This window comes from Roseivivax sp. CAU 1761 (assembly GCF_054482755.1).
In genome coordinates this window covers 24,607-43,383 of the sequence record NZ_JBTLRM010000033.1, presented here as the reverse complement: position 1 = coordinate 43,383, position 18,777 = coordinate 24,607, and the positions used below count along the sequence as shown (strand labels likewise).

At 68.9% G+C, this 18,777-nt stretch carries 19 protein-coding genes, 1 tRNA gene and 1 other RNA gene; 8 read left to right on the top strand and 13 right to left on the bottom strand.

Annotation, left to right across the window (positions count from 1 at the left end; translation table 11 throughout):
* From ACXYMW_RS16480 to ACXYMW_RS16465, 4 genes are all read right to left on the bottom strand, one after another.
* Positions 1 to 230 (bottom strand): hypothetical protein (locus tag ACXYMW_RS16480; protein ID WP_459036425.1); only part of this gene is annotated, 230 nt, incomplete at its 3' end.
* A gap of 106 nt (positions 231 to 336) precedes the next feature.
* A non-coding RNA gene (gene ssrS / locus ACXYMW_RS16475) (6S RNA) lies at positions 337 to 493 on the bottom strand.
* A 101-nt stretch (positions 494 to 594) separates the two neighbouring features.
* A complete protein-coding gene (locus tag ACXYMW_RS16470) occupies positions 595 to 1,347 on the bottom strand; it encodes a COG3904 family protein (RefSeq protein ID WP_459036424.1) in 753 nt (250 codons plus the stop codon).
* Positions 1,344 to 2,717 carry a hypothetical protein gene (locus tag ACXYMW_RS16465; protein ID WP_459036423.1) on the bottom strand — a complete coding sequence of 458 codons (1,374 nt, stop codon included), beginning with the start codon at positions 2,715 to 2,717 and terminating at the stop codon, positions 1,344 to 1,346. The genes ACXYMW_RS16470 and ACXYMW_RS16465 overlap by 4 nt, the downstream gene beginning before the upstream one ends.
* Positions 2,718 to 2,854: 137 nt before the next feature.
* Between ACXYMW_RS16465 and ACXYMW_RS16460 the strand changes: the two genes are divergently transcribed.
* Entirely contained in the window at positions 2,855 to 3,340 is a 486-nt protein-coding gene (locus ACXYMW_RS16460) for an MmcB family DNA repair protein (RefSeq protein ID WP_459036422.1), read from the top strand.
* On the opposite strand, the gene ACXYMW_RS16455 is transcribed toward ACXYMW_RS16460, so the two are convergent.
* The gene (locus ACXYMW_RS16455; RefSeq protein WP_459036421.1) at positions 3,318 to 3,518 is read right to left on the bottom strand and encodes a DUF6324 family protein; all 201 of its coding nucleotides are present in this window, start codon (positions 3,516 to 3,518) and stop codon (positions 3,318 to 3,320) included. The genes ACXYMW_RS16460 and ACXYMW_RS16455 overlap by 23 nt on opposite strands.
* A gap of 156 nt (positions 3,519 to 3,674) precedes the next feature.
* Here ACXYMW_RS16455 and ACXYMW_RS16450 point away from each other — a divergent pair.
* Positions 3,675 to 3,751: transfer RNA gene (locus ACXYMW_RS16450), tRNA-His, on the top strand.
* A 54-nt stretch (positions 3,752 to 3,805) separates the two neighbouring features.
* On the opposite strand, the gene ACXYMW_RS16445 is transcribed toward ACXYMW_RS16450, so the two are convergent.
* Complete coding sequence (locus tag ACXYMW_RS16445; protein WP_459036420.1) at positions 3,806 to 4,111, bottom strand: DUF6476 family protein; 306 nt, start codon at positions 4,109 to 4,111, stop codon at positions 3,806 to 3,808.
* On the opposite strand from ACXYMW_RS16445, the gene ACXYMW_RS16440 reads away from it, so the two are divergent.
* Positions 4,110 to 5,165 carry an RluA family pseudouridine synthase gene (locus tag ACXYMW_RS16440; protein ID WP_459036419.1) on the top strand — a complete coding sequence of 352 codons (1,056 nt, stop codon included), beginning with the start codon at positions 4,110 to 4,112 and terminating at the stop codon, positions 5,163 to 5,165. The two genes, ACXYMW_RS16445 and ACXYMW_RS16440, sit on opposite strands and share 2 nt — an antisense overlap.
* Before the next feature lie 137 nt (positions 5,166 to 5,302).
* The gene (gene rpoH, locus ACXYMW_RS16435) at positions 5,303 to 6,199 is read left to right on the top strand and encodes an RNA polymerase sigma factor RpoH (protein WP_459036418.1); all 897 of its coding nucleotides are present in this window, start codon (positions 5,303 to 5,305) and stop codon (positions 6,197 to 6,199) included.
* 73 nt (positions 6,200 to 6,272) lie between these two features.
* Here rpoH and ACXYMW_RS16430 read toward each other — a convergent pair whose 3' ends face one another.
* Positions 6,273 to 6,995 (bottom strand): ZIP family metal transporter, encoded by a 723-nt coding sequence (locus ACXYMW_RS16430; protein ID WP_459036417.1) that lies wholly within the window; start codon positions 6,993 to 6,995, stop codon positions 6,273 to 6,275.
* A gap of 119 nt (positions 6,996 to 7,114) precedes the next feature.
* On the opposite strand from ACXYMW_RS16430, the gene ACXYMW_RS16425 reads away from it, so the two are divergent.
* Entirely contained in the window at positions 7,115 to 8,089 is a 975-nt protein-coding gene (locus ACXYMW_RS16425) for a Gfo/Idh/MocA family protein (RefSeq protein ID WP_459036416.1), read from the top strand.
* 34 nt (positions 8,090 to 8,123) lie between these two features.
* Here ACXYMW_RS16425 and phaZ read toward each other — a convergent pair whose 3' ends face one another.
* On the bottom strand, positions 8,124 to 9,413 hold the full coding sequence (phaZ, locus tag ACXYMW_RS16420) for a polyhydroxyalkanoate depolymerase (RefSeq protein WP_459036415.1): 1,290 nt from the start codon (positions 9,411 to 9,413) through the stop codon (positions 8,124 to 8,126).
* A gap of 116 nt (positions 9,414 to 9,529) precedes the next feature.
* On the opposite strand from phaZ, the gene phaC reads away from it, so the two are divergent.
* The 3 genes from phaC to phaR all read left to right on the top strand — a co-directional run bounded on the left by phaC (position 9,530) and on the right by phaR (position 12,649).
* Entirely contained in the window at positions 9,530 to 11,332 is a 1,803-nt protein-coding gene (gene phaC / locus ACXYMW_RS16415; protein WP_459036414.1) for a class I poly(R)-hydroxyalkanoic acid synthase, read from the top strand.
* Positions 11,333 to 11,458: 126 nt separating this feature from the next.
* Positions 11,459 to 11,923, top strand: coding sequence for a phasin family protein (locus tag ACXYMW_RS16410; RefSeq protein WP_459036413.1), 465 nt, complete (start codon positions 11,459 to 11,461; stop codon positions 11,921 to 11,923).
* A 177-nt stretch (positions 11,924 to 12,100) separates the two neighbouring features.
* The gene (gene phaR / locus ACXYMW_RS16405) at positions 12,101 to 12,649 is read left to right on the top strand and encodes a polyhydroxyalkanoate synthesis repressor PhaR (RefSeq protein ID WP_459036412.1); all 549 of its coding nucleotides are present in this window, start codon (positions 12,101 to 12,103) and stop codon (positions 12,647 to 12,649) included.
* 33 nt (positions 12,650 to 12,682) lie between these two features.
* Here the strand turns inward: phaR and ACXYMW_RS16400 are convergent, their stop codons facing one another.
* From ACXYMW_RS16400 to ACXYMW_RS16380, 5 genes are all read right to left on the bottom strand, one after another.
* On the bottom strand, positions 12,683 to 13,870 hold the full coding sequence (locus tag ACXYMW_RS16400; RefSeq protein WP_459036411.1) for a DegT/DnrJ/EryC1/StrS family aminotransferase: 1,188 nt from the start codon (positions 13,868 to 13,870) through the stop codon (positions 12,683 to 12,685).
* 84 nt (positions 13,871 to 13,954) lie between these two features.
* Positions 13,955 to 15,259, bottom strand: coding sequence for an NAD(P)/FAD-dependent oxidoreductase (locus ACXYMW_RS16395; RefSeq protein WP_459036410.1), 1,305 nt, complete (start codon positions 15,257 to 15,259; stop codon positions 13,955 to 13,957).
* Positions 15,260 to 15,267: 8 nt separating this feature from the next.
* Complete coding sequence (locus ACXYMW_RS16390) at positions 15,268 to 16,635, bottom strand: glutamine synthetase family protein (protein WP_459036409.1); 1,368 nt, start codon at positions 16,633 to 16,635, stop codon at positions 15,268 to 15,270.
* The gene (locus ACXYMW_RS16385) at positions 16,632 to 17,315 is read right to left on the bottom strand and encodes a type 1 glutamine amidotransferase (protein WP_459036408.1); all 684 of its coding nucleotides are present in this window, start codon (positions 17,313 to 17,315) and stop codon (positions 16,632 to 16,634) included. The genes ACXYMW_RS16390 and ACXYMW_RS16385 overlap by 4 nt, the downstream gene beginning before the upstream one ends.
* 64 nt (positions 17,316 to 17,379) lie before the next feature.
* Complete coding sequence (locus tag ACXYMW_RS16380) at positions 17,380 to 18,714, bottom strand: glutamine synthetase family protein (RefSeq protein ID WP_459036426.1); 1,335 nt, start codon at positions 18,712 to 18,714, stop codon at positions 17,380 to 17,382.
* Positions 18,715 to 18,777 lie beyond the last annotated feature (63 nt).

Sequence of the window (18,777 nt, the reverse complement as noted above, 5' to 3'; positions counted from 1 at the left end):
GCGTGGCCGGCCCCGGCCAGCAACGGGCCGTGACCGGCCCCGGCCAGCAACGGGCCGAGGCGCGCCGCCCAGCGATGCAGGGCGCGGCGCCGCGCGGCGTCCGACGCCAGCGCCTGTACGAAGGCGCGGCGGTCGGGCTCGGGCAACAGGTCGAGAAGGTATTCCGCCGCCTCGATGTCGGCACCTGCCAGGACATCGTGGGAAGCGCCGGGTCGCGCGGCGATTGTCATGCTCCTGTCCCTCCCTGCCTGCGTTTGACAGAGAAACACGGAAAGCCTGCCGGAAGGTTTCACGCCGGCATTGACGGTCGGCAAGACTGTGCGGAGAAGGGCGAGCGACGGGACCGCCACAACCGTGAGGTTATCTCATTCCCGAGGACCTGTATGTACAGGTGGGCGTCAGGTAACCGGGCCAGGACCCGATCAGAGCCAACTCCCTCGGAATTGCTTAAGGCCACCGGAATGCAACCGTTTCACGGGAAGGGCAGTGCCCGTCTCGAACGGAGCTAAGACGCCGGGCGGGCGCTGACAAGGGGGCGGGCACGGAAATGCGCCACCGGCGCCGCGGCGGGGCCCGCCGATGCCGGCGCCGCCGTCACTCCGCCGCCGTCCGCAGGGCGTATTCGTCGAGCTCGCCGGGCAGCATCAGGTAGATCTCGTCGGGCGGCGTGGCCATGGCGTGGCGCGTCATGGCGGGATCGACGCCCATCTCGGCGAGGTAGACCATGACCTCGGCCTGGCCGCGCTGGATGTCCTCGATGGCGAAGCGGGCGGGCAGCAGGGTGCTCTCGCCGAAATAATGCTGATGGACGCCCACCGCGGCGGCGTCGGGCACCCTGCGCGCGGTTCCCGCGGCCAGCAGGTAGGGGCAGGCGGAATAGCAGAACTCCCCCGGCAGCATGCGCGTGACGAGCCCGAGGCGGCGGATCTCGCGCCCGAGCGTCAGGGCGTCGGTCACCGAGCCGCCGGGCGATTGCAGAACCAGGGTCTCCGGCAAGGGCTTCAGATCGCCGAGCCGGGCCGCGATGCGCTCGGCATCGCCTTCGCCGATGCCGCCCTCGAGCCGCCAGGTCTCCGCGTCGATGCGGCTCAGCACCAGCCGGTCGGGCAGGGCGCCGGGATCGCGGCCGGGCCGGGTGGCGGGGCGCGGCGCGGCGGGATCGAAGCGCCGGCGCTGGTCGCCGGGGCGCACCGGCTCGGTCAGGGCGGGCGGCCGCGGCGCCGCCCCCGGGAGCCGCAGCCCGCCGGTGGGGGTGGCCGTCATGTCGCCCCAGACCAGCGCCGCCCCGAGCGCGATCTGCAGGCCGAGCGCCGCCTTGAGCGCGCGCCGGACCGGCGTCCCAGTCACGGGCGCCGCCCAGTCAGCGGGGTGATGCCCGGCGCCGGCCCGGCCTGGTTGTCGCCCGCCTCGTGGACCGGCGCGTCCTCGGCCGCGGCCGGGCCGCCGCGCGCCGGCGCGGGGGATTCGGCGGGCGCTGCCGCGGGACCGCGGACTGCCTCGAGCCCGCCCTCCATCTCGCGCAGCGCCGCCAGCGCGCCGCGCAGTTCGGCCAGGGTCAGCGTGTCGGCCAGCTCGGCGCCGTCGCGGCCGCGCCGGATTGCCGCCTGGGTCACCGCGACGATGAAGACCAGCACCGCCGGCAGCAGGTCGATGGCGATGGCGCCGGCCCAGGAGGGCACGAAATTGCCGGCATAGAGGATCACCGCATCGGCCGAGGAGAGCGGCGTGTAGGTCACGTCCTGGGCCGGGCGCAGCGCCTGCACGGCCTGCGCGGCCTGGGCCAGCGTGGTGGCGCGCTGCGACAGCACGTCGAGCACCGAGGCGATGGTGGCCTGCTGCGATCCGCGCGTCTCCTCGGTGGCGCCGTCGAGCTCGGGCAGCACCACCGAGGCCGCGAGATCCTGCGCCGCGCGTTCCACCAGGGGCGCCACCGACAACTGGCGCAGCCGCGTCACCAGGCCCTGCAGCTCGACCGCGGCCTCGGAGAACTCCACCGAACGCGGCTCCACCGGGCCGGGCTCCACGGTCAGCGCGCGCATCCGCGACAGGATGGCGTTGCCCTGCGCGAAGGTCTGGTCGACCAGCGGCGTCTGGTCGGCGATCTGCGCCTCCAGCGCCGCCAGCTCGTCGGCCTTCTGGTTCAGCACCCGGAACACCGCGCCGCGCCCGGCAAAGCCCGACAGCGACCCCGCGGCCTCGCGCTCCGACAGGTCCTCGAAGCTCTGCCGGACCCGCGCCACGTCGCGCTCCAGCGCCTGCGCCGAAAGCGCCACCTCGTGCGCCCGCTCGAGGCTCGCCTGGTAATCCTGCACGGTCTTGGCCAGGTGCTGCTCGACCGCCGCCGAGCCGGCCAGGGCCGCGGCGTTGAGCCAGGAGGACATGGCGATGATGGCCAGCGATCCGAGCCCCATCGCCGCCAGCAGGCCGATCCGGGCGCCGGCGCTGCGCACCGCCGGGAAGAGCCGCATCAGGTAGGACCAGAAGACGAAGATGCCGACCGAGACCGCCACCGAATAGGCGATCGCGGCAAAGACCGACATGGCGCCGTCATCCTCGAGCAGCGAGGAGACGCCGAGATAGGTGTAGATGCCCGAGGCCGTGGCCAGCACCCCCAGCGCGGTGCCGGTGAAGGTGTCGAGCCAGGCCAGGTGGCCGCTCAGTTCGCGGGCATGGGCGATGCCGCGCGGTTCGGGACGGGAATCGGAAATGTCGGGCATGGCGGGTCCGGAATGACGGCGGGGCGGGCGGCACGGGCCGAGCCTAGGGCCTTGCCCGCCGGCCGGGAAGAGGCACGCGCAAACGTGAGGACGGAGCGGGGTTGCGGGTGTTCGGGCAATGTTCTTTACTTGGCCGCATGACCGACAAGACCCAGATCCTCGACCGGCCCGAGCGCACGCTGATGCCCGGTCAGCTTCTCGCCCGGGGCGTGGCCCGGCATCTCTCGGGCGCGCTGGGCTTCGCCACGGTGGAGGAATTCGTGCCCAAGCGCGGCCGCCGCGTCGACGTGCTGGGGCTCGGACCCAAGGGCGAGATCTGGGTCGTCGAATGCAAGTCGTGCCGCGCCGACTTCCTGTCGGACGACAAGTGGCAGGGCTATGTCGATTGGTGCGACCGCTATTTCTGGGCCGTCGACGAGGCGTTCCCGACCGAGCTCCTGCCCGAGGGGACCGGTCTGATCCTCGCCGATGCCTACGACGCCGAGATCGTGCGCATGGCCCCCGAGCACAAGCTCGCCGGGGCCCGGCGCAACGCCCTGATCCGGCGCATCGCCTTCCATGCCGCGCGCCGCCTGCACGGCCTGCGCGACCCGGAGGGTGTCAGCGTCTGGACTTCGGCTTGACGCCGCGCGCGGCCTCGGCGGCGGCGCGGATTTCCTCGGCGATCTCCAGCGCCTCGTGGGGCTCGAAATCCATCGGCACCTCCATGTCGCCGGCCGCCACGAAGATCCGCACCATGCCGTGATCGGTCGGGCCGATCTGAAGATTCGCCTCGATGTCGCGTTCGTCGTTGATTCCCATGGCCTCGGTCCTTGGATGGGCGGCGTCGCGGCGCCGCGGGGTCTGGCGCGGCAATAGGCGGGGCGGCGCGCGAAAGCAATCTTTGCCCGCGCGCATGGCGGGGCGCCAAACGGGGTTGCATCGCTCCCCCACCGGCGCTATTCCCCCGCTCACCGGGCCGCCTTAGCTCAGTTGGTTAGAGCGCTGGATTGTGGATCCAGAGGTCCCCCGTTCAAGCCGGGGAGGCGGTACCACCTTATTTCACATCGCTGACGTGGGCGCGCCGCGGGCCGCATGGCGGCCGCGCGCTATTGCCCGGGGGCGATTCGCAGGGTCTGGCGCAGCGCGCCGGTGAAGCCGTCGAAGATCAGGATCTCCTGCGCCTCGGTGACCACCGCCACCCAGCCTTCGCCCTGGGTATAGGCCGAGGCCCGCGCACCCTCCGGCAGGGCGAGGTCCTCGGGCAGAGTGAGCCCCGGATCGCGCAGGCGGATGACAAGCAGGATCACGATCAGTAGAACCCCGGCGATCATCGTGCCCGCCAGCACCGTCACCAGCCATTTGATGAAACGGATCTCCGGCGGGGGGGCCGGATCTTCGGGAGACTCGTCCATGAGCGCCACGCTCCTTTCGGTGACCATCGGCAGCGCACCGCCGGCGCGTCTTGATAAGGCGCTGGCCCGCGATGTGCCAGAGCAGGCGGCGCTGTCGCGGACCCGCCTCGCCCGGCTGATCGCCGGGGGCGCGGTGAGCCGCAATGGCGAGGTGCTCCTCGACGCCAAGGCCACGGTGGCCGAGGGCGACGTGATCGAGATCCGCGTCCCCGAAGCCGGCGAGGTGGCGACCCGGGCGCAGGCGATCCCGCTCGACATCCTGCACGAGGACGACGATCTCTGCGTCGTCAACAAGCCCGCGGGGCTGGTGGTGCACCCGGCGCCGGGCAGCCCGGACGGCACGCTGGTCAACGCGCTCCTGCACCATTTCGGCGACCGCCTCTCCGGGGTCGGCGGCGAAAGGCGGCCGGGCATCGTGCACCGCATCGACAAGGACACGTCGGGCCTTCTGGTGGTGGCCAAGACCGACCGCGCCCATCACGCCCTATCGGAGCAATTCGCCGCCCACAGCGCCGAGCGGGCCTATCTGGCGCTCTGCCACGGCGCCCCCGATGCCGGCGATCCGCGGCTCCGCGGCGTGCGCGGCGTGTCCTTCGAATCGAGCGGGGTGATGAAGATCACCACCGGGCTCGCCCGGCACCGCACCGACCGCCAGCGCCAGGCGGTCTATTTCGGCCAGGGGCGTCACGCCATCACCCGCGCGCGGCTGCTCGAGAGTTTCGGCCGGCCGGCGGCGCTGGCGCTGGTGGAATGCCGGCTCGAAACCGGGCGCACGCACCAGATCCGGGTGCATATGGCGCATGCCGGCCACGGGCTGGTGGGGGATCCGGTCTATGGCGGCAACCGCAAGCCGTCGCCCAAGGCGCTGCCGGCCAATGCCATCGAGGCGGTGCGCGGCTTCCCCCGCCAGGCGCTGCACGCGGCCGAGCTGGGCTTCGAGCATCCCGCCGGCGGGCGGCTGCATTTCCGCGCGCCGCTGCCCGCCGACATGGCGGCGCTGATCGACCTGCTGGGGGGCGGGGCCGGGACTGAAACACACAGCACTAGTGCTTGAACGCACGGAGTTCTCGGATCCGTCCCCGCCCTTAACCCGTTATACAGACAAGGACGCTAACGCCACGTTGGCGATTGAAACCCGTGGGGCGGCATCCCAGATGGTATGTTAAGCCCATAAACATTGGAGGGATGGGAATGAGCAACTACGGCAATCTTCCCGCTCCGTCGCCGGAAGCCGGGCTGAGCCGGTATCTTCAGGAGATCCGGAAGTTCCCGCTTCTGGAACCGGAAGAGGAATTCATGCTGGCCAAGCGCTGGGTCGAGGATCAGGACACCGAGGCGGCGCACAAGCTGGTGACCAGCCACCTACGGCTCGCCGCCAAGATCGCCATGGGCTATCGCGGCTACGGCCTGCCGCAGGCCGAGGTCATCTCGGAGGCCAATGTCGGCCTGATGCAGGCGGTCAAGCGCTTCGACCCGGACAAGGGCTTCCGCCTCGCAACCTACGCGATGTGGTGGATCCGGGCGGCGATCCAGGAATACATCCTGCGCTCCTGGAGCCTGGTGAAGCTCGGCACGACCTCGGCGCAGAAGAAGCTGTTCTTCAACCTGCGCAAGGCCAAGAGCCGCATCGGCGCGCTTGAGGACGGCGACCTGCGGCCCGAACACGTGGAGAAGATCGCCACCGATCTCGGCGTGACCGAGGACGAGGTGATCTCGATGAACCGCCGCATGGCGGGCTCCGACGCGTCGCTGAACGCCACGGTGGGGCAGGACGACGACAGCTCCATGCAGTGGCAGGACTGGCTCGAGGACGAGGGCGCGGACCAGGCTGGCGATTACGAGGCTCGCGACGAGCTTGAGGCGCGGCGCGCCATGCTGGAAAGCGCCATGGACGTGCTCAACGACCGCGAGCGCGACATCCTGGTCAAGCGCCGGCTGGCCGACCAGCCGCTGACGCTGGAGGATCTGAGCGGCGAATACGACGTCAGCCGCGAACGCATCCGCCAGATCGAGGTCCGGGCCTTCGAGAAGCTGCAGAAGCGGATGCAGGATCTGGCCCGGGAGCGGGGCATGCTGCCGGCGGCGTGAGCCCCTGCAGTTCGCGACGAAGGCATGCCGGTCCCGGACGCGGGGCCGGCATTCTTTTATCAACATAGGGTGCTCAGAGGGCGAGCAGAAGCAGGGAATACCCGGCGGTGCCCTTGAGGAAGGGCAGGAAGCTGCTCTCGCGCTCTTCCGGGAGTTCCTCCTTCAGCACGTTGAGCACCATGCCGCCGGCGAGGAAGGCGAAAAGGACCGCCACGCCCGATTCTGGCACCTCGATGGCTGTTCCGAGCGCCCAGCCCCCCAGCACGGCGCCGGCGAGGATCCAGCGCGCCACCGAATCGTAACGGTGCCGGTGGTCGTGGCGCAGGCCAAAATCGGCGGTGACGAAGTGCAGCGACATGACCGCACCGAAGATCAGCAGCGATCCCAGCCCGGTCTCCTCGCGGTGCAGCAGCAGGTAGCCGACGATCAGGTTGTAGACCGCGAAGGAGCCGAGATGCAGCCAGAACGCGCCCTCGGTCTCGCTGTCGGGGTCCTCGGCGCGCCGCCGCCAATGCGCGGCAAGCTTGCTGAGCCCGTAGAACGCCACGAGACCGGCCAGCGCCACCAGGAACACCATCGGCTCGGCGAGGAATCCCGGCAGCGCCTCGGTTTCGGCCAGGACCTCGCGGTGCTCCGCCAGTTCCGGCAGGATGTGCAGGAAGACATAGGCCACCGCGACGCCCCCGGCGGCCGAGAGCCAGCGGCTGCGCGGGGTGCGGTCGAGGAGGTGAAGCCGGCCGATGAAGATGTGGACGAGCGCGAAGAGCAGGGCGAACGCGAGGGCGATCCAGGTCATTGCGAGCCAACGCCCGGTGCCGGTCCGGGTTCCGGACGCCGGTCCCCGGGGCTGTCACCCGCGAGCTGATTGCGCTAACAGGGTGGGATGGCGCGGATCTGGCGGAAAGGGACCGGAAGATGAGCGACGACCTGCGTTGGGGCATTCTCGGGGCCTCTCATTTCGCCCTGACCCGCATGGGGCCGGCTTTGCATGCGGCGCGGCGCAGCCGGGTCGCGGCGCTGGCGACCTCGCATCCCGAAAAGGCCGCGCCCTTCGCGGCCCGGTTCGGCGCGCTCCGGGTGCATCACGACTACGACGCGCTGCTGGCCGATCCGGAGATCGACGCGGTCTACATCCCGCTGCCCAACCACCTGCACGTCGCCTATACCCGGCGCGCGCTCGAGGCCGGCAAACACGTCCTCTGCGAGAAGCCGGTGGCGATGTCGGCGCCCGAGATCGACGACCTGATCGCGGCGCGCGACCACAGCAGGCTGGTCGCCGCCGAGGCCTTCATGATCGTGCACCATCCGCAATGGCAGCGCGCCCGCGCACTCTTGCAGGACGGCGCGGTGGGCGAGCTTATCGCGGTCAACGCGGCGTTTTCCTACAACAATCCCGACCCGGCCAACATTCGCAACCGCGTCGATGCCGGCGGCGGCGGGCTCGCCGATATCGGCGTCTACACCCACGGCGCGGTGCGCTTCGCCACCGGGGCGGAGCCCGAGACGGTGCTGGCGGTGGACATTGCCCGCGAGAACGGCGTCGATGTCCGCGCCCACGCCACTGTGCGCTTTCCGTCCTTCCTCTATACCGGCTACGTCGCCACCCGCATGGCGCCCTACCAGGAGATGGTGTTCCACGGCAGCGACGGCGTGCTGCGCCTGACCGCGCCGTTCAACGCGCAGGTTTACGGGCAGGCCGAGATACGGCTGCACGAGGCCGGCAATCGGGTGGTGGTGGAACGCTTCCCCGCCGACAACCACTACGTGCTGCAGGTGGAAGCCTTCGTGGCCGCGGCGCTGGACGGTGCCGCATATCCGTGCCCGCTGGAATTCTCCCGCGGCACGCAGGCCATGACCGACATGCTGCTGGCGGCGGAGGCGGCCGGCTGAGGCGGGGCGGGGGCCCGGGCGCGCGACGTCCGGGTCAGCGCACCACGGAGAGGTTCTTGGTCGATCCGTTGGCGCCGTGCGCCGGCTCCGGCGCATGCGAATTCTGGTCGATGAAGTCGAGCACCAGCGGCCGGATGTTGTTGCGCCAGCTGCGGCCCGCGAAGATGCCGTAATGGCCGGCATTGGGCTCCACGTGGCTGGCCTTCTTGTGCTCGGGCACGCCGGTCAAGAGGTCGAGCGCGGCGACGCACTGGCCCGGGGCCGAGATGTCGTCATTGGCGCCTTCCACGGTCTTCACCGCCACCGTGGTGATCTTGCCGATATCGACCGGCTTGCCCTTCACGGTGAACGCGTTCCGGGCGATCTCGCGGTGCTTGAAGACCCGCTCCACCGTGGAGAGGTAGAACTCCGCCGGCATGTCCATGACCGCCAGGTATTCGTCGTAGAAGCGGTTGTGCGGGTCGTGGTCGGAGGCCTCGCCGCGCGCCACCCGCAGGATCTGCTCGTTGAAGGCGGAGGCGTGGCGGTCCATGTTCATCGACATGAAGGAGGTCAGCTGCAGCAGGCCCGGATAGACCTTGCGGCCGACGCCGGCATACTTGAAGCCGACGCGCTGGATCATCGTCTCCTCGAGCTGGTTCATGTGCACGCGGGAGCCGAAATCGGTGACGTCGGTCGGGGTGGCGTCGGGGTCGATCGGGCCGCCGATCAGGGTCATCGAGCGCGGCTGCGCGGCGGGATCGGCCTCGGCCAGGTAGGCCGTCGCGGCGAGCGTCAGGGGCGCCGGCTGGCAGACCGCGATGACATGGGTGTCGGGGCCCAGTTCGCGCATGAAATCGACCAGATAGAGGGTGTAATCCTCGACGTCGAACTTGCCGGCGGAGACCGGAATGTCTCTCGCATTGTGCCAATCGGTGACATAGACTTCACAATTGACGATAAGAGATTTCACGGTCGAGCGAAGGAGCGTGGCATAATGCCCCGACATCGGCGCCACGAGAAGGATCTTGCGGGGTTGTTCCTCGCGGCCCGTGACCTCGAAATGCAGCAGATCGCCGAACGGCCGGCTCACCGCGGTGCGGACATTGACGAGATGGTCGCGCCCGTCGTCGCAGGTCACGCTGTCGATGCCCCAGTCGGGCTTGGCGACCATGCGTTCGAAGCTGCGTTCGGTCACCTCGCCCCAGGCCGCCATCCACTGGATCGCCGGGATCGGCAGGGCCGCGAGGTGCGGGTAGGAGGCCATGGTCCGCGCCGAGGCGCCCAGCCACTGGAACGTGTTCCGGGCCGTCTCCATCATGTCGTAGGTCGCCATGTAGCGCATGCTGTCTCCTCTCACCGAAGCGGGGCGCTGGACAACCTGGCCCTGCATCGCGCATTGCGTTGTATGTGCGCGAACCTATTTCTGCACAGCAGCGAATCTAGGGGGGAAACAGTTTCATGACAACTGAGACCAAGAGCGCAGAGCCCAACGTCACCCGACTGAACGAAAATTTGCGTAAGGTCGAGGAGTTGTCGCAACGCCTTTTGGCAGCGATGGCCCAGAAGAAGGTCACGAACCCTGCCCTGACGGGGCCCGGCCAGGAACTCTACGCCAAGGCCGTCGCGGGTTACCTGCAGACCTGGGTTCAGAACCCGACTCGGGTGCTCGAGCACCAGGTGGAATACTGGTCGAAATCGGTCTCGCACTTCGTCGAGGCGCAGCAGGCGCTGGCCAAGGGCAAGCTGCAGGCGCCGGCCGATCCCGGGCCCCGCGACAAGCGCTTCCAGAATCCCCTCTGGGACACGCATCCGTATTTCAATTTCATCAAGCAGCAATACCTGATCAACGCCGAGGCGATCGAATCCGCGGTCTCGGCCATCGATGACATGAGCCCGACCGAAAAGCGTCGGCTGAAGTATTTCGCGCGTCAGATCATCGACATGCTGGCACCGACCAATTTCCTGCAGACCAATCCCGACGCCCTGCAGAAGGCCATCGAGACCGACGGCGAGAGCCTGGTGAAGGGGCTGGAGAACCTGATCGCCGATCTCGAGGCCAATGACGGCGAACTGGTGGTGCGACTGGTCGACGAGAAGGCCTTCAAGCTGGGCGAGAACATCGCCACCGCCAAGGGCGACGTGGTGTTCCGCAACCGGATGATGGAGGTGATCCAGTACGCCCCCACCACCGACGAGGTCCATGCCACGCCGATCGTGCTGTTCCCGCCCTGGATCAACAAGTTCTACATCCTCGACCTGAAGGAGCAGAACAGCTTCATCCGCTGGGTCGTCGACCAGGGCTACACGCTGTTCGTGGTGAGCTGGGTCAACCCCGATGACAGCTACGCCGATGTCGGGCTCGACACCTATATCGAGGAGGGCTTCCTCGAGGCCATCGCCCACGTCAAGCAGATCACCGGCGAGGAGCAGGTCAACGCCATCGGCTACTGCATCGCCGGCACCACGCTGGCGCTCACCCTGTCGTTGCTCAAGCAGCGCGGCGACACTTCGGTGAAATCCGCCACCTTCTTCACCACGCTCACCGATTTCAGCGACCAGGGCGAGTTCACGCCGTTCCTGCAAAACGACTTCATCGACGGCATCGAGAGCGAGGTGGAACGCACCGGCCTGCTGCGCTCCTTCATCATGGCGCGCACCTTCTCGTTCCTGCGCTCCAACGACCTGGTCTACGGCCCGGCGATCAAATCCTACATGATGGGCGAGACGCCGCCGGCCTTCGACCTGCTCTACTGGAACGGCGACGGCTCGAACCTGCCGGGCAAGATGGCGGTGCAGTACCTGCGGCGGCTCTGCCAGGACAACGCCTTCGCCGAGGACGGGGTGGAGTTCTGCGCCGAACGGCTGCATCTCGGCGATGTCGAGATGCCGCTTTGCGCCGTGTCCTGCGAGACCGACCACATCGCCGCCTGGAAGGATTGCTACCGCGGCATGTCCAAGACCGGAGCGCGGGACCGCGTCTTCATCCTGTCGGAATCGGGCCATATCGCCGGCATCGTCAATCCGCCTTCGAAGAAGAAGTACGGCCATTACGTCAACGACGACCTGACCGGGGAGGCCGAGGACTGGTTCTCCGGCGCCTCCTATCACGAAGGTTCGTGGTGGCCGCGCTGGGAGCAGTGGCTGCGCGCGCATGCCGGCGACATGGTGCCAGCCCGCGACGTGGGTGATTCGGAGCATCCGCCGATCGAGCCGGCGCCGGGGAGCTACGTGAAGGTGAAGGCACGCGGCGGAGAGCATTGACCTAGCGGAAATTTCTGCGCCGCAGCAAAAAATCCTTGAAATGCTGCGGCGCAGCGAGCATATTTCGATCAACAGCCGAGAACCGGGCAGGGTGGTCCTGCCGCAGTCAGAGCAAGAGGTGATCGAATGGCTTACAAGCAGCAAGATTTCGCCGCGATGATGAAGGACATGATGGGCGCGTTCCCGGTCGACACGACCGCGATGAACGACGCGTTCAAGACCACTGCGACGCTCAACGAGAAGCTCTCCGGCGTGGCCATCGAGGCGGCCGAGAAGTCGACCGAACTGTCGGCCAAGTGGACCAAGGAAACCCTGTCCAAGCTCTCGGAAATCTCGCGCGCCAAGACCGAGCCCGCCGATTACGCCAAGGCGATGACCGAATTTGCCTCGGCCCAGGCCGAGATGACCGCCGAGCACATGTCGGCCTTCGCCGAGATCGCCAAGAAGGTCCAGATGGACACGGTCGAGCTGATGATGGCGGCCGGCAAGGACTTTTCCGAGGACGCGACCGCGGCCATGAAAAAGGCCGGCGCGGACGCCGCGGCGGGCGCCAAGAAGACCGCCAGCGCCGGTGCTGCAGCCGCGAAATAAAGATCACGGCCTGCGCCGAGACCCTCCTCCCAAAGACGGCGCAGATGGCTGGGCGGGCTCGTTTCGAGCCCGCCTTTTTTCGTGTCCTGACAATGGGTCGCGACAAGATGACTTGTGCCCGGCCCGGGCTCCGGCCTAGCATGCTGCACGTGCTTAATGGCCAGGAGGGCGCCCGGGGTGTCGCAGACGGAAAAACCGCTTCTCATCAAGCGTTACGCCAGCCGCCGGCTCTACAACACCGAGACCAGCGATTACGTGACGCTGGAGGATATTGCCGGTTTCATCCGCGACGGCCGCGACGTGAAGATCATCGACCTGAAGTCGGGCGACGACCTGACCCGGCAATACCTGCTGCAGATCGTCGCCGAGCACGAGGCGCGCGGTGAAAGCGTGCTGCCGATCAATGTGCTGACCGACTTGGTGCGCTCCTACACCACGCAGGCCACCTCGATGGTGCCGCAATTCCTCGCCGCCTCGTTCGAGATGTTCCGCGACAGCCAGTCGAAATGGGTGGAGAACATGAGTTCGATGAACCCGATGGCGAAGATGCCCGGGTTCGAGGCGATGCAGGCGCAGCAGGAAGCCTTCATGAAGGCGATGACCGGCGGCGGCACGCCGTGGTCGACCGGGCCCCGCCCCGAGGATGCCGAGGGCGGCGAGGACCTGGACGACATCAAGAAGCAGCTCGCCGAGCTGCAGAACAAGCTTGCCCGCATGAACAAGTGAGCCCCCGGGGCCGGCCCTGAGGGCCGGTACCGGTCAGGTGCCGTAGGCGCGGCGCGGGGCGGCGGCATCGAGCGCCGAGAGCAGCGCCTCGGCCACGGCGATGCAGGTCTCGGGTGCCAGGTGCGCCGGCAGCCGCAGGTCGCAGGCCTGCATCAGCATCGCGCGGGTCTGCGGCAGATCCGGCATCTCGGGCAGGAACTGCCAGTTCCAGAAGGCACGGGCATTGTCCGGGCTGTCGCCGAAGATCTGCACCGCGACGCCGCGTTCCGCCGCCGCTGCGACAAAGGCCGCGCGTTCGGCCGGGCTGAACTCCGGCAGGTTGAATTGCACCGAATCCGGCGCCCGGGCCTCGGGCTCCAGCGGCTCCGGCACCGTTACCCAGGGCGATGCGGCGAGCCGTGCCGCGACGAGGTCGTGATTGCGTCGGCCGTTGGCCACGCGCGCGGGCAGGGCGGCGAGCTGCGGCCGGATCACTGCAGCCGAGAGGTTCGACAGCCGGGTGTTGTAGAGGGGCAGGCGGTTCTGCCAGCGCGCCACCGCGGCGCCGAGGCCGGGATGCTGCCGCCAGTTGTGCTCGTAGGCGCCCGACATGATCACCGCCCGCGCCGCCAGGTCGGGCTCGTCAGTGACGAGGATGCCGCCCTCGCCGGCATTGAGCAGCTTGTAGCTCTGGAAGCTGAAGCAGCCGATGGCGCCCAGCGTGCCGATCGGCCGGCCGTGCCAGGTGGTGCCCAGCGAATGCGCGGCGTCCTCGACCACCGGCACGCCCTGCGCCGCGGCCAGCGCCCGGATCCGGTCCATGTCCGAGGTATGTCCGCGCATGTGCGACACCAGCACCGCTGCGACTCCGTCGAGCGCGGCCGCGAAGGAGTCGAGGTCGATCCGGTAATCGCGGCCGACCTCGCAGAAGACCGGGTGGCAACCGGCATGCAGCACCGCCGAGGGCACCGCCGCGAAGGTGAAGCCGGGCACCAGCACGCGCGCGCCTGCCGGCAGGTCGAGCGCCTTGAGCGCCAGGAACAGCGCGGCCGAGCAGCTCGACACGGCGAGCGCGAAGCGGCTGCCCAGCAGGTCGGCGAATTCCGCCTCCAGCAGGGCCACCGGGCTGGGCGCGTCCGAGCCGTAGCGGAACAGCGCGCCCGAGCGCAGCAGCGCCGCGACCTCCTCATGCGCGGCCTCGGGGATCGGTGCGGCCGCGGTCAGGTCGGGGATCAGGCTCATCGAGGCTCCTCGCTCGGCTCTCTTACCTGATCCCTTGGTAAGACGGGCCGCCCGGTGCGCCAAGGACTATCGGGCGGGGCCGGCTCAGAGCCCCATGCGGTCCCGCATGGCGTACCAGCTCATCGCCAGGGCCAGGAGCGGCGTGCGCAGCCGGCGGCCGCCCGGGAAGGAGGGCGTGGGCACCGCCGCCATGGCGTCGAACCCGGCGGCCTGGCCGCGCACCGCCTCGGCCATCAGGCGGCCGGCATGGATCGCCGTGCCGACGCCGTGGCCGCTATAGCCCGAGGCGGTCAGGACGTTCGGCGTCAGCCGCGCCAGATGCGGCATCCGGCTCATGGTGATCGCCAGCGTGCCGCCCCAGGCATGGTCGAGCCGGACGTCGCGGAGCGACGGGAAGACCTTCAGCATCGGCTTCTTCACCACCCGGCGGATGTCGGAGGGGAAGCGGTAGCCGTAGCTTTCGCCGCCGCCGAACAAGAGCCGGCCGTCATGGCTGAGGCGGAAATAGTTCACCACGAAGCGGTCGTCGGCCACCGCGATGTCGCGGCGCAGCACCTCGGCCCGGCGCTCGCCCAGCGGTTCGGTGGCGACGATGAAATTGTTGATCGGCATCACCCGGTGCGCCACCGCCGGGGCGAGGCCGCCGAGATAGCCGTTGGCGGCAAGGATGACGTGGTCGGCGGTGACGCTGCCGCCCGCGGTCACGACGCGGGCCGGGCTGCCGCGGACCACCTCCCGGACATGCGTGCCCTCGTGGAGCCGCACGCCGGCGCCACGCGCCGCCCGGGCAAGCCCGAAGGCCAGCTCCAGCGGGTGCAGATGCGCGGCGTCTTTGTCGAGCACGCCGCCGACATAATCCGGCGACGGGCAGACGGCGCGCCAATCGTCGCCGCGCAGGACCTCCAGGTGCCGGTAGCCGTAATCGTCCTCGAGATGGCGGGCATGGACGGTGAGGTCGTGAAAGCCCCGCCGCGACGAGGCGGCCTCGGCCACGCCGGGCTTCAGGTGGCAGGCGATGTCGTGGCGCGCCACCAGGTCCTTGACCAGCGCCTTAGCCTCCTCGGCCAGGTCCCACAGCTGCCGCGCGGCGTCGCGCCCGACCGCCCGCTCGAGCCCCTTCTGGCCCATCCGCTGGCCCGAGCCGAGCTGGCCGCCATTGCGCCCCGACGCGCCGAACCCCACGCGATGCGCCTCGAGCAGCACGACGTCGAGCCCGGCCTCCGCGAGGTGCAGCGCCGCCGAGAGGCCGGTATAGCCGCCGCCGACGATGCAGACATCGGCCCGGGTCGCGCCGTCGAGCCGGGGGGCGGGGGTCAGCGGACGCGCCGTGGCGGCGTACCAGCTGCGCGGGTACTCGCCGGGGCGGTCGTTGGAAAACAGCAGGTTCATGGGCAGTCTCAGACGTTCAGCAGCAGGTGCTCGCGCTCCCAGGGGGAGATGACCTGCAGGAACTCCTCGTATTCGGTGCGCTTGACGATGGAATAGACCCGGGCGAATTCCGCTCCCAGCACCTCGTGCAGGTCCTTGGCGCCGTCGAACAGGTCGAGCGCCTGGCCGAGGACCCGCGGGATGTCGCCCTCGCCTTCATAGGCATCGCCCTTGTACTGCTTGGACGGCCAGCATTCCTGAGTCAGGCCGAGATAGCCGCAGGCCAGCGAGGCGGCGATGCCGAGATAGGGATTGCAATCCATGCCGGCCAGCCGGTTCTCGACGCGCCGGCTCTCCGGCCCGGAGAGCGGGATGCGGATTCCGGTGGTGCGGTTGTCGCGGCCCCATTCGAGGTTGATCGGCGCGGCATGGTCGCGGACGTAGCGGCGGTAGGAATTGACGTAGGGCGCCAGCACCGCGATGGCGTTGGGCAGGTGGCGCTGCAGCCCGCCGATGAAGTGGAAGAAGGCGTCGGTCTCGCCGCCCTGCGGACCCGAAAAGATCGACTTGCCGGTGTGGATGTCGTTGATCGAGTGATGGATGTGCATCGCCGAGCCGGGTTCCTCGGCGATCGGCTTGGCCATGAAGGTGGCGAAGCAGTCATGGCGCAGGGCCGCCTCGCGGATCAGCCGCTTGAAGTAGAACACCTCATCGGCCAGCCGCACCGGGTCGCCGTGGCGCAGGTTGATCTCAAGCTGGCCGGCGCCGCCTTCCTGGGTGATGCCGTCGATCTCGAAGCCCTGGGCCTCGGCGAAGTCGTAGATGTCGTCGATGACGGGGCCGAACTCGTCCACCGCGGTCATCGAATAGGCCTGCCGCGCCGCTGCCGGGCGGCCCGAGCGGCCCATCATCGGCTCGATGTCCTTGGCCGGGTCGATGTTGCGGGCGACGAGGTAGAACTCCATCTCGGGGGCCACGACCGGCTGCCAGCCCTTCTGGTGATAGAGCTCGACCACGCGCTTCAGCACGTTGCGCGGCGCCATCGGGATCGGCCGCCCGCGGCGGTCATAGGCGTCGTGGATGACCTGCAGCGTCCAGTCGCCGGTCCAGGGGGCGGCCGAGGCGGTGCCCATGTCCGGGTGCAGGATCATGTCGCGCTCGATGAAGCCTTCCTCGCTGTCGGCGGCCTCGCCCCAATCGCCGGTGATGGTCTGGAAGAAGATTGAATCCGGCAGGTGAAAGTATTTCTGGCGGGCGAATTTCGACGCCGGCACCGCCTTGCCGCGGGCGATCCCGGGCAGGTCGGAGATGATGCATTCGACCTCGTCGAGGCGGCGGTTCTCGAGATAGAGCTGCGCCGCTTCGGGCAGGCCCTCGGTCCAGTCGGTGTCGCTCATGAGATGCGTCCCTCGCGGAAGAAACGGGCGAACTGCGCACCGATCCGGGCGCTGTCGAGCGGCGTGCCGAGCCGCGCCCGCGCGTCGTCGAGCTGGGCGTCGGGCACCACGCCGCGGCCCCGCTCGTCGATCAGGCCGCGGGTGTAGGCGTCGTCGAATTCCGGATGCGCCTGCACAGTGTAGATGCGGTCGCCGTAAAGCAACGCGGCGTTCTCGCAGAAGGGCGAATGCGCCACCACCTCGGCCCGGTCGGGGCGCCTCGTCACCTGGTCCTGGTGCCAGGCGTTGATGGTCAGCGGGCCCTCGGGAAAGGTGTAGGCCTGGGCGCCGATCGACCAGCCGCCGGGGAACTTCTCGACCCGCCCGCCGAGCGCCTGGGCGATGATCTGGTGGCCGAAGCAGACCCCCACCAGCGGCCGGCCGGCGGCATCGATGGCACGGATCAGATCCTCCAGCGGCGGGATCCAGGCGTGGTCCTCGTAGGCGCCGTGGCGCGAGCCGGTGATCAGCCAGCCGTCGGCATCCCCGGGGCCGTCGGGAAACACGCCGTGATCGACCGCCCAGCGGGCGAAGTCGAAGCCGTGCCCGGCCAGCAGGCGCTCGAACATGTCGGGATACTCGCCGAAGCGCGCGGCGAGGCTGTCGGGCACGTGGCCGGTCTGGAGAATGCCGATCTTCATGGATCACCGATTGTCAATGCGGGCCCGGTTTCCCGGGCCGGAACGAAGAGCCGCGCTCCGCCGGTCAGACCGTGTCGAGGTAGATGGTCACCTGCTCCTGCGGGCTCAGCTCGTTCATGTAGTACACCTCCTGCTTCTTTGTCAGCAGCAGGTTGCGGATCAGTTCGGGGGCGAAGATGCGCGGGATCACGTCGCTGTCCTCGAAGGCCGCGATGGCCGAGGACCAGTCCGCCGGCATCTGTTCGAGGTCGAGCGCGTAGGCGTTGCCCGAGATCGGCTCGGGCGGCTCGGCGCCGTCCTCGATGCCGTTCAGCGCCGCGCCGAGGATCGCCGCCAGAAGCAGGTAGGGGTTCACGTCGCCGCCGGCGACGCGGTGCTCGATGCGCCGCGCCTTGGGGTTGCCCGAGGGCACGCGGATCGCCGCGGTGCGGTTCTCGTAGGCCCAGCAGATGCCGGTGGGGGCGTGGCTGTCGGGCACCAGCCGGTCGTAGGAATTGAGATGCGGCGCGAAGATCAGCGCCGAATCGTGCATCGCGTTGAGGCAGCCGGCGATGGCGTGGCGCAGCGTGGCGTTGCCGCGCGGGCCGCCATCGTCGAAGATGTTGGTGCCGTCCCGGTCGAGCACCGAGAAATGCGTGTGCAGCCCCGATCCCGGGTAATCCTCGTAGGGCTTGGCCATGAACGAGGCGGCGAAGCCGTGGCGCCGCGCCATGCCCTTGACCAGCAGCTTGAACAGCCAGGCATCGTCGGCGGCGCGCAGCGCGTCGTCGCTGTGCATCATGTTGATCTCGAACTGCCCCAGCCCGGCCTCCGAGATCGCCGTGTCGGCGGGAATGTCCATCGCTTCGCAGGCGTCGTAGAGGTCGGTGAAGAACTGGTCGAACTGGTCGAGGGCGCGGATCGACAGGGTCTCGGCCGCCTTGCGCCGCTTGCCCGAGCGCGGGCTGATCGGCACTTCGAGGTTGCGGCCCGAATCGTCGATCAGGAAGAATTCCAGCTCGCAGGCCACCACCGGGCGCAGGCCCTTCTCGGAATAGCGGTCGAGCACCGCGCGCAGCGCGTGGCGCGGGTCGCCGTCATAGGGCCGGCCGTCCTCGCGAAACATCCAGATCGGCAGGAGCGCGGTGGCGCCCTCGAGCCAGGGCATCGGCAGGAAGCCGCGTTCGGTGGGCCACAGGATGCCGTCGCGGTCGCCGCTCTCGAAGACCAGCGGGCTGTCGTCGATGTCCTCGCCCCAGATGTCGAGGTTGAGCGCGGAGAGCGGGAAGCGGGTGCCGTCCTCCAGCACCTTGTCGGCAAAGCGCGACGGGATGCGCTTGCCGCGCGGCTGCGCGTTCAGGTCGGCCGCGGCGACGCGGATGGTGCGGATCTGCGGGTTCTTGCGCAGGAAGTTCTTCATGTATCCGGGGGCGGCCATCGATCGCTCTCGCTGCTCGCAGTAAATTTGATCAAATTATGGATA

What these genes read in the sequence shown, in the direction of transcription:
- ACXYMW_RS16465 (WP_459036423.1), bottom strand. Translation starts at nt 2,717, where the DNA reads ATGCCCGACATTTCCGATTCCCGTCCCGAACCGCGCGGCATCGCCCAT.
- ACXYMW_RS16460 (WP_459036422.1), top strand. Translation starts at nt 2,855, where the DNA reads ATGACCGACAAGACCCAGATCCTCGACCGGCCCGAGCGCACGCTGATG.
- ACXYMW_RS16455 (WP_459036421.1), bottom strand. Translation starts at nt 3,518, where the DNA reads ATGGGAATCAACGACGAACGCGACATCGAGGCGAATCTTCAGATCGGC.
- ACXYMW_RS16440 (WP_459036419.1), top strand. Translation starts at nt 4,110, where the DNA reads ATGAGCGCCACGCTCCTTTCGGTGACCATCGGCAGCGCACCGCCGGCG.
- ACXYMW_RS16445 (WP_459036420.1), bottom strand. Translation starts at nt 4,111, where the DNA reads ATGGACGAGTCTCCCGAAGATCCGGCCCCCCCGCCGGAGATCCGTTTC.
- rpoH (WP_459036418.1), top strand. Translation starts at nt 5,303, where the DNA reads ATGAGCAACTACGGCAATCTTCCCGCTCCGTCGCCGGAAGCCGGGCTG.
- ACXYMW_RS16430 (WP_459036417.1), bottom strand. Translation starts at nt 6,995, where the DNA reads ATGACCTGGATCGCCCTCGCGTTCGCCCTGCTCTTCGCGCTCGTCCAC.
- ACXYMW_RS16425 (WP_459036416.1), top strand. Translation starts at nt 7,115, where the DNA reads ATGAGCGACGACCTGCGTTGGGGCATTCTCGGGGCCTCTCATTTCGCC.
- phaZ (WP_459036415.1), bottom strand. Translation starts at nt 9,413, where the DNA reads ATGCGCTACATGGCGACCTACGACATGATGGAGACGGCCCGGAACACG.
- phaC (WP_459036414.1), top strand. Translation starts at nt 9,530, where the DNA reads ATGACAACTGAGACCAAGAGCGCAGAGCCCAACGTCACCCGACTGAAC.
- ACXYMW_RS16410 (WP_459036413.1), top strand. Translation starts at nt 11,459, where the DNA reads ATGGCTTACAAGCAGCAAGATTTCGCCGCGATGATGAAGGACATGATG.
- ACXYMW_RS16400 (WP_459036411.1), bottom strand. Translation starts at nt 13,870, where the DNA reads ATGAGCCTGATCCCCGACCTGACCGCGGCCGCACCGATCCCCGAGGCC.
- ACXYMW_RS16395 (WP_459036410.1), bottom strand. Translation starts at nt 15,259, where the DNA reads ATGAACCTGCTGTTTTCCAACGACCGCCCCGGCGAGTACCCGCGCAGC.
- ACXYMW_RS16390 (WP_459036409.1), bottom strand. Translation starts at nt 16,635, where the DNA reads ATGAGCGACACCGACTGGACCGAGGGCCTGCCCGAAGCGGCGCAGCTC.
- ACXYMW_RS16385 (WP_459036408.1), bottom strand. Translation starts at nt 17,315, where the DNA reads ATGAAGATCGGCATTCTCCAGACCGGCCACGTGCCCGACAGCCTCGCC.
- ACXYMW_RS16380 (WP_459036426.1), bottom strand. Translation starts at nt 18,714, where the DNA reads ATGAAGAACTTCCTGCGCAAGAACCCGCAGATCCGCACCATCCGCGTC.